Below are 13,939 nucleotides of genomic sequence, written 5' to 3' on the forward strand. Positions count from 1 at the left end.
CCCCTGTCTTTGGATTAAATGTCCTGTTGCATATTTATACTCCGTCGTGAACGAGTGACTGCTCGGCCATAATGAAGCGCATCATCTCATTTTGTACTTCCCAGAGCAGTGTTTTTGCCCCGTTTTTCTGATATTCGCTCATGGCCTCGACCGCCCCGTTGATCGCTTTCTCCATTTCACCGGCCAGGGCTGCCCCCGCCGTAGACCATTTCCCGCGGATCGCCGAAGCGCTTTGTGTCCAGGCCTGGTGCTTGGCCCCCAATTGCTCTAGTTCCGGGTGCTGCTGCGGCTGCGGGTCCGCTTCGGTCAGCAGCGCTGCGGACGAGGTGCTAAGCAGGTCAACCAGCTCTGCGCTCTGCGCCATAAACCCTTCCAACGCTTCGCGTTCGCCGGCAAATGGGACGTTAGCCGCTGCCGGGAACGAGATCTCGTGCAAAATCAGGTTCACACCTGCCGCCTTCAGTTGACCGGTAAGCAGTTTCGATTGCTCTCTATCCGTGGAGACCCCGGCATAAACCCGTTTCTCGTCGACCGTATCCCGGGCAGCTGCAATACCGGACGCTTGCAGTTCCTCCTGCGCCAGCTGCACCCCCTGCGCCGTGCTAAACACGCCATATTGCAGGAAGTAGTAAGTCTGCTCCGGCAATGCGACGCTAATAAGCGGAACGTTATCCTCGGTTGCGGGGTCCTCCCCTTCAATCTCCCCCATGGCCGGCTGGCTTGCTGTGTCTCCCGATTCCACCTGCTGTGGCGTGTTCGTGTTAATCCCTGGAAGAGGGAGTTCGATCTCCTGATTAAATAAAGATAGCACGACATACCCAAACAGTGCGCCCGTAACAATCGCTCCGGTCAAAGAGCCGGCCACCTTCCACCAGGAGGTTCGGTGAGGACGGGTATAGATGGGAGGGGTCTCCTCCTGCCACTCTGTCTGCCAAGGGTCTTTGTCGTAAATTTCTTCCCAATCGTCCCGAGTTGTCCCCATCGGATCTTGGCGTTGTCTCTGGTCTTGTCCGCCCGGAAAGACAGTGAGCCCCATCCCTGTATGGTCCGTGAAGGGATCCCCCCATTCCTCTACCGTCTCTACCGCTCGATATTGGGGTGTGGTCCTCCGTATCGGCTCCTCAGCAATCTCCCGCTCCGGCCGGATTTCCCGGCCATCCCTGTCAAACCGGAATGTCATTTTGGCTTTGTTCACGGTCCGCACGCTCCTTGTCCATTCTTCTACCCTATCCATATGAACGCGAACTAACGGTTATGCCAAGCCTAAAGAGGTGAGGTTCGTAGATTGTAAGAAACGAAAAAAACGGCCTCCCCGGGAACCAAAGCCCGGTAAAGACCGTTTATACTGAAGGGTAAAGCTTGAGGATTTAGTTAGACAACCCTTTGGCCAGCTCGTAACCCACTTTGTAAATGTCGCCCGCGCCCATCGTCAGCACGAGATCGCCAGGCTTCAAACGATGCTGCAAATCGGCAATTACGTCCTGCTTCGTCGGCAAGTAACGAGCGCCGGGATTGCTGTTTTGTTTGATCAATTCGACCAGCTTCGAGGAGCTCACGCCTTCGATCGCTTTCTCTCCGGCCGGTGAATAAATGTCGGTGATGATCACCTCATCCGCATCTCCAAACGCCCGGCTAAACGCATCCAACAAGAAAAAGGTCCGCGTATACCGCTGCGGTTGGAAGACGGCGATAATTCGCTTGCCGGTTGCCTTGGCCGCTGCGATCGTCGCTTGGATTTCCGTTGGATGGTGTGCATAATCGTCGATAATCAGAATTCCGTTCTTCTCTCCAAGCACCTGGAAACGGCGTTTCGCGCCATGGAAGTGGCGCAACGCTTTGACAACTTCATCAAACGGAATGCCTGCCTCCATGCATACGATCACGGTCGCCATCGCATTGTAAACATTATGCCGACCAGGCACAGACAATTCCACTGTTCCGAGCTCCCGGTCACCTTGATACATTTTAAAGGTAACACAGCGATCTCCAAGCTCAATCTCCCGGGCCGTATAGTCGCAGTTGGTTTCGATGCCGTACGTAATCGTCGGACTTTGTACCCGAGGAAGCAATTCCCGTATGTTCGGGTCGTCTCCGCATACGACCGCCTTGCCGTCCGGTTTGATCTGATTCAGAAACTGCACGTAGGCTTCCTTCAGGCGATTGAAGTCACCGCCGTAGTTTTCCAAATGGTCGGCCTCGATGTTGGTCACGACGCCAAGTGATGGATAATACTGCAGGAAGGAACCGTCGCTTTCGTCAGCTTCCGCAACCACGCATTTTCCTTGTCCGGCTTTGGCATTTGTGCCCATGTCCATAATTTCCCCGCCGATAATGTAGGTAGGATCGGTACCGCAAAGCTCCATCGCCAGCGCGATCATCGACGAGGTTGTCGTTTTGCCATGAGCTCCGGCAACAGCAACACCGTTACGCTCATTCAAAAGGCGGGCCAGCATCTGAGAGCGATGCAGCACCGGTATGCCTTGCTCTTGCGCTTCCAAACGCTCCACATTATCCTGCGGCAGCGCGGTAGAGTAAACGACCAAATCCGCCCCATGCACGTGTTCGGCGGTATGGCCGATATAGATTTTCGCTCCCTTCGCGGCGAGCTTCTCCGTCAACTCTTGGGAGGCAACGTCCGATCCCGTGACGGTATACCCCATTTCCAGCATCACGCGGGCAATGGCGCTCATGCCATATCCGCCGATACCGATAAAATGTACGTGTTGTTCGGTCGTATTTAACAAAATGGTCACCAGCCTTTTTCAGAATCGGTTTGATGCAAAAGGGCCGCCCGCACGTCCGAGATCAGATACAACGTGCCGGTGACTACCCCAAGATCCTCCCGTTCCGTCCGTGACTCCAAAAGCGAAAGGGCTTTTCTCCAGTCACGTTCCACGATGATTTCCAAATCCGCTTTCGCTTCTATCCCCTGTAGTTCGGCCACGAGTTCATACAACGCATCGGCGTCCATTTTCCGGCGAAAATCGGGCTCGGTCAGAATTAGCGTATCCACTATTGGTAATATATGCTTCAAGTAGCCCTGATGATGCTTATTGGCCAGCATCCCCATCATCAAATGCAGCTTGCGGTATTGGAACGCTTCAGGCAGGCTTTTCGCCAGCGAAGCGGCACCTTCCGGATTATGTGCTCCGTCCAATACAAGGCGAGGTTCCTCCCGCACCACTTCCAGCCGTCCGGCCCAGAAGGAAGTACGGAAACCGTCCTGCACCTGTTCATCCTCGAGGATAAAAGCCATATACTGCCGCAGCACTTCCAGCACCATCATGACGCCGGCGGCGTTCTTGCATTGATGCTCCCCAAGCATGCGAATCGTAAAATCCATCTCCCGGAATGGACCTTGAAAATGCAACTGCTGCTCCTTGGCATCCACCGCCACCCGCTCGTACCGGAACTGCTCCCCCATCAGATAGAGGGTAGCATGCTTGGCTGCCGCCGTTTCCTTCAGTACGGCAACAGCCTCCGGCTGCTCGGCGCAGCTGACCACAGGTACCCCCGCCTTGATAATGCCAGCTTTCTCGCGGGCGATTTGCTCGATTGTGTCGCCAAGGACGTCCATGTGATCCAAGCCGATGTTCGTAATCAAAGAGACGATCGGCGTCACAATATTGGTCACATCCATCCTTCCCCCAAGCCCGGTCTCCCATACTACCACATCGGGGTAACACACTTCCGCAAAATACAAAATCGCGATCGCTGTGCTCACCTCGAACATGGTTGGGGATCCCAGTTCGGTGCCGGCGATTTCAGCCACCAATGGAGCAACCCGGTTCGCCAGCTCGAGCAGCACCGTCTCGGGGATATCTTCCTCATCATATTGGAAGCGATTCGTGAATTTTGTGATGTAAGGGGACGTATACGTCCCCACATGATAACCGCATTCCCGCAGTGTTCGGGTCAGGAAAGCGCAGGAGGAGCCTTTACCGTTCGTCCCTGCCACATGAATAAATTTCAGCCTCCGTTCGGGATGGCCTAACTTTTCCATCATGAGCTCGATCCGTTCCAAGCCGGGACGGATGCCAAACGGCAGCAGCCCGTTGATCCAATCGACCGCTTCAGCATAGCTGTTCAGCGGCCGTGTTTCTTCCTCTGTACGATCCCCCATGTCAGTCACCTTCATTTAATATTAGTGTAGTTCAAGAAGTCATCTTCGAAGCCTTTTCTTCGGTGCTCCAAACCTGACTTCTTGAACTTTTATTTTCAATTAACCTTTCAGCTCCGCAATCCGTGCCAGCACCTTGTCGCGTTTCTCGGAATAATCGGCCATCTTCGCCCGTTCTTCCTCGATGACTTTAGCCGGCGCTTTGGACACAAAGCCCTCGTTGGCCAGCTTCTTCTCAACGCGTTCCACTTCTTTGTTCAGATGGTCGAGTTCCTTCGTCAGCCGCTCGATTTCCTGTCCGATATCAATCAGACCCGACAGCGGCAGGAACAGCTCGGCTCCCGTTACAACAGCGGTCATCGCCTTATCCGGCACGCCGGCGTTCAGCGAAGCCTCGTACTCCGACGTATTGCAGAAACGGCGGATGTAATGCTCGTTGCGGGACAACACTTCCAGCACTTCCGCGCTGCCCGGCTTGATGACGAGCTCGATCTTTTTGCTCATCGGCACATTCACTTCGGCGCGGATATTCCGCACAGCGCGAATGACATCGATCAGCAGATTCATTTCCTGAACAGCGTCCGGTGCTTCCAGCGCAGGGTCGTATTCCGGCCAAGCCGCCAGCGTAATCGTTTCGCCAGAATGCGGCAAATGCTGCCATATTTCCTCGGAAATAAACGGCATAAACGGATGGATCATGCGCAGCGTGCGATCGAGCACATAGGCCAGCACAGATTGGGTTTTCTTCTTAGCCGCAGCATCTTCCCCGTACAGGGACAGCTTGGCGAATTCGATATACCAGTCGCACAGATCGTCCCAGATGAAGTTGTACAGCAATCGACCGGTTTCTCCGAATTCGTAAGCGTCGATCAGGCGGGTAATTTCCTTGGCCGTCTCGTTCATCCGGTGTAAAATCCAGCGATCCGCCGTCGACAGCTCGCCGCTGATATCGATATCCTCGTACTTCACGCCCCCCAGGTTCATCAACGCAAAACGCGAAGCGTTCCAAATCTTGTTGGCGAAGTTGCGGGCTTGCTCAACGCGTTCCCAACGAAAACGCAGGTCTTGCCCCGGCGTGTTGCTGGTGGACAGCATGTAACGCATTGCGTCGGCACCGTACTTCTCAATAACTTCAATTGGATCGACGCCGTTGCCCAGCGATTTGGACATTTTGCGCCCTTCACTGTCGCGGACGAGGCCGTGGATCAGGACATCCTTGAACGGAACTTGACCGGTGAATTCCAGCGAAGTGAAGATCATCCGGGCAACCCAGAAGTAAATGATATCGTAACCGGTGGAAAGAACGGACGTTGGGAAATAGCGCTTGAGATCCGCACTATCCTCATCCGGCCAGCCCAGTGTGGAGAACGGCCAAAGTGCAGAGCTAAACCACGTATCCAGCACGTCCTCGTCTTGTCGGATATCGTCGCGTCCCAGCTTGGCCCGTGCTTCTTCCTCACTGCGGGCTACAACCATTTCGCCGGTCTCGTCGCAATACCAGGCCGGAATGCGGTGACCCCACCACAATTGGCGGGAAACACACCAATCGCGTACGTTCTCGATCCAGTTCAAATAAATTTTCTCGAACCGATCCGGTACGAAGTTAACGCCGTTCCCCGATTTTTGCGCTTCAATCGCTTTTTCCGCGAGCGGCTTCATCTTCACGAACCATTGCGTCGACAGATACGGCTCAACCACAACGCCGGTCCGTTCACTATGACCAACCTGATGCACGTGATCCTCGATTTTGATCAGCACGCCCATCTCCTGCAAATCCTTCACGATCTGCTTGCGGCATTCGAAGCGGTCGAGGCCTTGATACTTGCCGGCTTCAGCATTCATCTTGCCGGTCTCGTCCATCACGTTAATTTGCGGCAGGTTATGGCGCAAACCAACTTCGAAGTCATTCGGGTCATGCGCCGGGGTGATTTTTACCGCGCCGCTGCCAAACTCTTTCTCCACGTATTCATCGGCGATAATCGGGATTTCACGGTCAACGATCGGCAGACGAAGCGTTTTGCCGACCAGATGGCGATAACGTTCATCCTCTGGATGAACAGCAACGGCGGTATCGCCGAGCATCGTCTCTGGACGAGTCGTCGCCACGGTGATATAGCCGCTTCCATCGCTCAGCGGATACTGAAGATGGTACAGATGCCCGTTAACTTCTTTATATTCTACCTCGATATCGGAAAGCGCCGTACGCGCCGCCGGATCCCAGTTGATAATGTATTTGCCGCGGTAAATCAAGCCTTTCTCATAAAGCTTCACGAACACTTCGCGAACCGCTTGGGACAAGCCCTCGTCCAATGTAAACCGCTCGCGCGAATAATCGAGCGAAGCGCCCATTTTGGCCCACTGTTCATGAATCGTTCCCGCATACTGGTCCTTCCAGGCCCATACTTGTTCGAGGAACTTCTCGCGGCCCAGGTCGTAACGGGATACGCCTTGCTCTCTAAGCCGCTGCTCCACTCTCGTTTGAGTTGCAATCCCCGCATGGTCCATCCCGGGCAGCCACAACGCGTCATATCCCTGCATTCGCTTGGTCCGGGTCAAAATATCCTGCAGCGTCAAATCCAGCGCATGCCCGATATGCAGCATCCCGGTTACGTTAGGCGGCGGAATCACGATCGTGTAGGGCTTGGCATCCGGCCGTTGTCCGGCTTTAAAGAAGCCGTTCTCCAACCAATAACGGTGCCATTTCTGCTCCGCTGCTTTCGGATCGTACGTCGTCGGCATTTCTACCGACGAAGTTTGTTGATCTTGATTTTCTGTCATCCTATTCAACCTCCGTTACAAATAAGCATAGCCTTGGCGATCCCAAGATAGTCGACTGGCGTCATCAGCTCCACACCGTGTGCATAAGACTTCGGGACGGGCTTTCGCGCCTACTTCATGCTGCCTAAGAAAAAACAAAAAGCCCTTCGTCTCAAAGGACGAAAGGCTTTACTTTCGCGGTACCACCTTTGTTTCGCATCAATGGCATCCGGTTCATTCACCATCCGGTGCAAGAAATGCGACTCTCATGCAGATAACGGCTGCTGCCGGTCCGTTCTAACCCCATATGATATGCTGCTCAAACGGACAACTCCCGGGCGACTTCGGTGAGCTACATGTCCTGCAGAATCTCTCAGCCGTGGATTCCGCTCTCTGAAGGGTACGCTGCCTACTCTTCCCGTTCCAAGTCTTTGCCATAGATCTTATTACTTTAATCTATATTATCATAACTTGGAAAGGAACGGGAGTCAACAATCCGCCTGATTTCACGGGGAGATCCTCACGGAATGTACAAAATTTGCCCTTCATTCACCTGATGCTCGGACAGCCGGTTGTACAGCTGCAGCTCCCGTGGACTCAGGTGGTAGCGTTGGGCGATATCATCCAACGTCTCTTCACGCTGCACGATCACGAGACGCACTTTGCGGAAGGGGTTTTGATCCTCGTTGCTGATGAACAGGTTCTTCCACCGCAGCTCCTCACCCTCACCTTGGTCTCTGCTGTCGTCCAGGCTCGCCTGATCCGAAGCTTCCTCCTGCGGTTCCTGAGCAGGCCGGGCCGAAGAGGAAATCAACTTCGTTAAGCCAAAGTTGTCTCGATCTCCCTCGTCATCCCCTTTTTTGGCCCCCAACGCAATCTTCATTTCCTTCTTCTCTTCTGGTTGGGCAGGTACAACTTGGTCCGCTTCAACCTCCGCATTCGCCTCCAAAACAGGTTCGTTCGCCGTATCGTTTGACACGGCAGCGACTTCTTCGCCAACCCCATCCGAAGCCCGTTCCGGTTCAGCATATTCCGCCTCTACAGCTTCACTCGCACGTTCAATTGGCGCGGATTCCGCGAATGGGCGAATCTCCTCCTCAAATGTTGCGCCTGCATCCAACTCCTCTGTCTGGTCAGCAAAAACCTCTGCAGCAGCGTCAAAATCCGATTCAGATTCCTTGTCCGCCCAAGGACCAGCTTCCTGGAATGCGGGGACATCCTCTCTCCAGGCGGCGGATTCCTGCGGCTCGTCCGCACTTCGTTTTTGCGCGGTAAGGACTTCATCCGGAAACGCCTGCCACGAAGCGAATTGCGGGATTTGTTGAGGCTCTTCGTCCTGCGGCTCTTGCTTCAGCTCCAGTTCAGGCTCCGGCTCTTCGTTTGCCGTTTCGCGGATTAACGAATTCCAAGAGAACGTCGGCTCCGGCTCTTGGCGAACTTCTTCCGTCAGCAATGGCGCTGCCGGGATCGATTCAGGCTCGGTCACCGCCGAAGCGTAATCCTCCGATTCCTCCGCGCTGAAATTCGATTCGGCTTCCGGTTCATCCTCTCGCAGATCCGGTACGACATGGGCAGTCGTAAACTCGCGATCTTTCCATGCATCTTGCTCGGACACGAGGGTAGTAGTCTCCACCCCTTGAAGCGACAAGACCCCTGTAATATTCAAGCTGCGCGAGCTAAGCAGGTCAACATCGAAGTTTTCAATTTCAACCGTGATATCCTCCAACCGGTTTACCCGGCTTAGCGGTATCGTAATTTCTACTGGAATATAGTGTTCCAGCTTCTGCGTTTCTCCTTCTCCCCGATACACCCCCGACAACAGCAAATGGCCGCGCAGCGCGGCATACTCCTCCCCGGGAATCACCTGGACTTTCGGATAGAGCTCGATCTCCTCCAGCTCTTCAATGCCGATCACATCTTCAGAAAGATGTATGCGCTCATAAATATCAAACCTGAGACCATAGGATTGATCAGCCAACTCGTTACCTCCTTTCAGCATATCCAAACCTGATTTAGAAATCGATGAATCTTGATCCAAATCATCCTCGTTTAATCTATATGCTGCAAAAGAGAGTGCATGCCAGCTTTTTGCCAATGGGAGGGTACAGACCTTCTCACATTAGGTAAAAAAATAAGCCAGGCTGCCATCAGACAGCCCGGCTAGTCAACGAAAGCGATCGCGCAGCTGGATCATGGCCGGCGGCCACGGATCGCCCAGCTCCACCGCTTCTCCGGTGAGCGGGTGCGGGAACACCAGCCGCTCCCCATGCAGCGCTTGATAAGGCAGCCACTTCGTGCTGCCGCCATACAACGCATCCCCTACGAGCGGATGGCCCGCTGCGCTCAGATGGACGCGAATTTGATGCGTGCGGCCGGTCTCCAAGGTCAGCCGAACGAGGCTCACCTCGTGCTTCGGGTATACCTCCATCAGCTCCACATGCGTGATCGCCGGCTTGCCGGTAGGGGACACCCGGCGCCGCTGATTGTGATGGCGGTCCCGGCCGATCGGCTGGTCAATGATCTTAAGCGCGGAACTAACAACGCCCTGTACAAACGCGATGTAAGTCCGTCCGATCTCCTTGCGGCTCATCGCTTCATCCAGCTTTAAATGGGCGTATTCGTTCTTTGCGAACAACACCGGTCCTGACGTATATTCGTCCAGCCGGTGAATATGCGCCGCAGCGATTGGCTGACCCAGGCTGGCGTACCATCCCGCGACGCGGTTGGCAAGCGTGTCCGGCGGAGCCGAGTCCCTACGGGAAGCGCCCCCCTCGTTGCCGTCCGGATGGACTTTTAGCCCTGCCGGCTTGTGCACGACAAGGCAAAAATCATCCTCATATAAAAGCGAAAGCTCTGCCTCAACCGGAGCATATTGCGATGCCCTGGCCGGAAAGGCCAGCAGCCTTAAACGGTCCCCGGCTAGCTTGATGCCGCCTTCGGCCCGCAGCCGACGCAGCAGCTTAGGAGGAGCCTGCAGCCCCTCCTCCAGCCAAGCCATCGCCGCATCCAGACGGTCCTGCCCATCGCGCGCAGGCAGCTTGCCGGGCATCAGCTCGAGCCATTCCCCGCGCCGCGTCCAGGTTAGCTTGCCGCTCACAGCTTTTGCAGCGCCAAGCGATGCGCTTCGATCGTCAGCTCAATGTCTTCGTCGGTATGCACGCCCGAGACGAACATACCTTCGAACTGCGAAGGCGCCACGTTGATGCCTTGCTCAAGCAACGCCGCGAAGTAACGGCGGAACAAGTCGAGGTCGCTTGTTTTTGCCGTCTCGTAATTGATAACCTTCTCTTCGGTAAAAAACGGACAGATCATCGAGCCCACGCGGTTGATCGTACACGGAATACCTTTTTCCTTGGCGTTGCGCGTAAAGCCTTCCTCCAGCTTCGCCGACAAGCGCTCCAGCCGGTCGTACACCTCTGGAGTAAGCAGCGACAGCGTCGTGTAACCCGCAACCATTGCCAACGGGTTGCCGCTCAGCGTCCCGGCCTGATAAATCGGCCCGCTTGGCGCGATTTGCTCCATGATCTCGCGTTTTCCGCCGTACGCTCCAACAGGCAGCCCGCCGCCGATCACCTTGCCGAGGCAAGTTAAATCCGGCGTAACGCCAAAGCGCCCCTGCGCACAATTCAGCCCTACGCGGAAGCCTGTCATGACCTCGTCAAAAATGAGCAAGCTGCCGTATCGCTCGGTAATCCGGCGCAGACCTTCCAGGAATCCCGGCAGCGGCGGCACAACGCCCATGTTCCCGGCTACAGGCTCCACGATAACGCCGGCGATCTCTTCCCCAAACCGCTCAAACGCAAGCTCAACCGAAGCCAAGTCGTTATAAGGTACCGCAATTGTATTAGAGGCAACCCCCTCAGGCACGCCCGGGCTGTCCGGCAGTCCCAGCGTCGCTACGCCGGAGCCTGCTTTAATCAGCAAGCTGTCGGCATGGCCGTGATAGGAGCCTTCGAATTTCATAATTTTGCTGCGGCCCGTGTATCCCCGTGCCAGACGGATCGCACTCATCGTTGCTTCCGTTCCCGAGTTCACCATCCGCACCACATCGATCGACGGCACCCGTTCAGCAACCAGCATGGCCATTTGCGTCTCTAGCAGCGTTGGCGCTCCAAAGCTCGTCCCTTTCGCAGCCGTCTCCTGCAGCGCACGCACCACCTCTGGATGAGCATGGCCCATAATCAGCGGCCCCCAGGAGCCTACATAATCGATAAAACTGTTGCCGTCGATATCATAAATCCGGGAGCCCTCCCCGCGTTCGATATACATCGGCGTCAAGCCAACGGATTTAAACGCCCGCACCGGGCTGTTAACGCCGCCGGGCAAGACCTGCTTCGCTTCTTCGAATGCCAGGCGCGATCGCTCTTCGCCCCGCCGGCCAATCGTGTCCTTGCTCATCGATCCCCCTCCTTAACTGTTCAAACCCCGTTCTTGGCTCTATGCTTACTGCTTCTCGCGCAGCCAGCGTGCCATATCCTTGGCGAAATACGTGATGATGATATCCGCACCCGCCCGCTTCATGCCTAGCAGCATCTCAGTGACGATGGCCCGCTCGTTGATCCAGCCTTGCTGGGCGGCTGCCTTCACCATCGAATACTCTCCGCTTACGTTGTAAGCGACCAGCGGAAGATCAAATTGATCCCGCAGCATCCGCAAAATATCCATAAAGGCCAAGGCCGGCTTCACCATCAGCATATCCGCGCCTTCCAGCACGTCGGATTCCGCTTCCCTTAGCGCTTCGCGGGCGTTGGCCGGGTCCATCTGATACGTCTTCCGGTCGCCGAACTGCGGCGCCGAGTCCGCCGCTTCACGGAACGGCCCATAAAACGAAGACGCGTATTTGACGGAATATGACATAATCGGCACATGGCTGAAGCCCGCTTCATCCAGTCCCGCACGGATCGCTTGCACAAATCCGTCCATCATGTTGGACGGCGCGATGATGTCGGCGCCTGCTCGCGCTTGGGAGACAGCGGTTTTCACCAGCAGCTCCAGCGACTCGTCGTTCATGACGTCGCCGCAGACATGCCCGTCGCGTTCAAACGTATGTACCATCCCGCAATGGCCATGATCCGTAAATTCGCATAAGCAGGTGTCGGCTACGACCAGCAAATCCGGATACCGCGATTTAATGATCCGCGTCGCTTCCTGTACGATCCCGTCCTCCGCAAAGGCCGAGGTGCCGACGCTGTCCTTCGTTTCCGGAATGCCGAACAGCAGAACCGCCGGAATGCCTAGATCCATAATTTCTTTGACTTCCTCTTCCAGCGTGTCCAGCGAAAAATGAAACACGCCGGGCATCGATGAAATCTCATTCTTGACGCCCTTTCCATAAGTTACAAAGATCGGTTGAATCAAGTCGTCCACCGTCAGGACGGTTTCACGCACCATCCCGCGAATCGCAGCCGACTGACGCAGCCGGCGATGTCTTACGATCGGAAAATTCATCTTTGATTCCCTCCTAAGTATGCAGCACGGGGTTAAGCCTCCGTGTTAATCAAAAAAAAAATCACTTCGCCGACGCCGTCCGCGCTTTCCAGTCACATAGCGCCTGAATCAAGCTGTCGATCGTTGCTTCTTCCGCAAGAATCGAAACCCGCAGGCCTGCATCCTCTGCCGTTTTCGCCGTGACCGGCCCGATGCAGGCGATGTCCACGCCTTGCAGGGCAGCGACCGGATCGGCGACCCCCATGCCGGTGAGCGCGGCCAACAGATTCGTCACCGTTGACGAGCTGGTAAAGGTGACGGCGTGAATACGGCCTTTCTCGAGCAGCTTCAACAGCTCTTCGTCCGTTTCCCCGGCCGGCACTGTCCGGTACATGACTGCCTCGGTGACGGTCAAGCCCTGCTCACGCAAGGCAGCAGGCAACCAAGCTCGGGCAAGGTCGCCGCGCGGCAACAGCACGTGCTGTCCGGGCTTCAACTCGCTGCCGTACGTTTCCATCAGGCCCTCGGCCTGAAACTTGCCCGGCAAGCCCTCCGCCGCAATCCCGCGTTGGCGCAGCGCCGCCTGCGTTGCCGGCCCTACGGCGGCAATTCTCGCTTTATGCAGCCCGCGCACATCTTTCCCCAGTCTCTCCAGGTGCGAGAAGAAATACTCCACGCCATTGACGCTCGTGAAGAATACCCAATCGTACTGCTCTAGCTGATTGAGCGCTTCGTCCGTGCTGGCCAGCTCTTGGCCCTCCGGCATCGCGATGTCGATGACAGGGAACTCGTACGGCTCGCCGCCAAGCTCCTCGATGCCGCGCACCAGCTCGCTCGCTTGCGAGCGCGAACGGGTGACGAGAATCCGCTTGCCGAATAGCGGCAGCGATTCCGCCCACATGAGCTGCTCCCGTTGAGCCACAACTTCGCCGACAACCGTGACGGCCGGCGGCTTAAAGTCAGCTTCGCGTACCTTTTGCTCAATATCGGCCAGCGTCCCGACCAGCGTCTCCTGTTCGGCTCTCGTCCCCCAGCGGATCAGGGCAACCGGCGTTTCGGGCGGCCGACCGTAATGAATCAGCTGTCTGCTGATATGACCAATATTGGCCACGCCCATCATAAACACAAGGGTGCCGGTCGCGTTGGTGATCTTTTCCCAGTCGATAGACTGATCCAGCTTGTCCGGGCTTTCACGCCCCGTAACGATCGACACCGAGGAAGCCATATCCCGGTGAGTGACAGGAATGCCTGCATACGCCGGCACCGAGATGGCAGCCGTAATCCCCGGCACGATTTCGTAAGGAATTCCGTGCTGCCGCAGCAGCTCCGCCTCCTCTCCAACGCGGCCGAAGATCGTCGGGTCGCCGCCTTTTAAGCGAACGACGGTTTTGCCCGCCAGCGCCAAATCAACCAACAGCTGATTGATATGCTCTTGCTTCATCGTGTGACGGTCGGTTCGCTTCCCGACATATATTTTCTCTGCCCCGGGCTTCGTTCTTCGCAGCAGGCTGGGATTGGCCAGACGATCGTAGACGATCACGTCGCCTTTCTCCAGACAATCAAGCCCTTTCAGCGTAATCAATCGCGCATCTCCAGGGCCTGCGCCAACCAGATACACCTTACCAGCCATATTCG

At 55.9% G+C, this 13,939-nt stretch carries 9 protein-coding genes and 1 other annotated feature; all 9 genes read right to left on the reverse strand.

Going from position 1 to position 13,939, the window contains the following annotated elements; all coding sequences use genetic code 11:
* Positions 1–34 precede the first annotated feature (34 nt).
* The 9 genes from ACL02P_RS11825 to cobA all read right to left on the reverse strand — a co-directional run bounded on the left by ACL02P_RS11825 (position 35) and on the right by cobA (position 13,934).
* Positions 35–1,195, reverse strand: a complete 1,161-nt coding sequence (locus tag ACL02P_RS11825) for an SPOR domain-containing protein (protein WP_260071172.1) — start codon at positions 1,193–1,195, stop codon at positions 35–37.
* A gap of 172 nt (positions 1,196–1,367) precedes the next feature.
* A complete protein-coding gene (murC, locus tag ACL02P_RS11830; RefSeq protein ID WP_050769755.1) occupies positions 1,368–2,690 on the reverse strand; it encodes a UDP-N-acetylmuramate--L-alanine ligase in 1,323 nt (440 codons plus the stop codon).
* A gap of 59 nt (positions 2,691–2,749) precedes the next feature.
* The gene (locus ACL02P_RS11835) at positions 2,750–4,123 is read right to left on the reverse strand and encodes a bifunctional folylpolyglutamate synthase/dihydrofolate synthase (protein ID WP_036645168.1); all 1,374 of its coding nucleotides are present in this window, start codon (positions 4,121–4,123) and stop codon (positions 2,750–2,752) included.
* Positions 4,124–4,222: 99 nt separating this feature from the next.
* The gene (locus tag ACL02P_RS11840; protein WP_412837351.1) at positions 4,223–6,898 is read right to left on the reverse strand and encodes a valine--tRNA ligase; all 2,676 of its coding nucleotides are present in this window, start codon (positions 6,896–6,898) and stop codon (positions 4,223–4,225) included.
* Positions 6,899–7,049: 151 nt separating this feature from the next.
* Positions 7,050–7,312 (reverse strand) — a binding site (T-box leader).
* A gap of 85 nt (positions 7,313–7,397) precedes the next feature.
* Positions 7,398–8,855 carry a LysM peptidoglycan-binding domain-containing protein gene (locus ACL02P_RS11845; protein WP_412837352.1) on the reverse strand — a complete coding sequence of 486 codons (1,458 nt, stop codon included), beginning with the start codon at positions 8,853–8,855 and terminating at the stop codon, positions 7,398–7,400.
* Positions 8,856–9,041: 186 nt separating this feature from the next.
* The gene (locus ACL02P_RS11850) at positions 9,042–9,974 is read right to left on the reverse strand and encodes an RluA family pseudouridine synthase (RefSeq protein WP_412837353.1); all 933 of its coding nucleotides are present in this window, start codon (positions 9,972–9,974) and stop codon (positions 9,042–9,044) included.
* Entirely contained in the window at positions 9,971–11,275 is a 1,305-nt protein-coding gene (gene hemL / locus ACL02P_RS11855) for a glutamate-1-semialdehyde 2,1-aminomutase (protein WP_009225160.1), read from the reverse strand. The genes ACL02P_RS11850 and hemL overlap by 4 nt, the downstream gene beginning before the upstream one ends.
* Positions 11,276–11,320: 45 nt before the next feature.
* Positions 11,321–12,325, reverse strand: coding sequence for a porphobilinogen synthase (gene hemB, locus ACL02P_RS11860; protein ID WP_009225159.1), 1,005 nt, complete (start codon positions 12,323–12,325; stop codon positions 11,321–11,323).
* Positions 12,326–12,386: 61 nt separating this feature from the next.
* Positions 12,387–13,934 carry a uroporphyrinogen-III C-methyltransferase gene (cobA, locus tag ACL02P_RS11865; protein ID WP_009225158.1) on the reverse strand — a complete coding sequence of 516 codons (1,548 nt, stop codon included), beginning with the start codon at positions 13,932–13,934 and terminating at the stop codon, positions 12,387–12,389.
* Positions 13,935–13,939: the final 5 nt, after the last annotated feature.

The sequence above is a fragment of the Paenibacillus sp. MB22_1 genome (assembly GCF_047200555.1).
Lineage (GTDB): Bacteria > Bacillota > Bacilli > Paenibacillales > Paenibacillaceae > Fontibacillus > Fontibacillus phoenicis.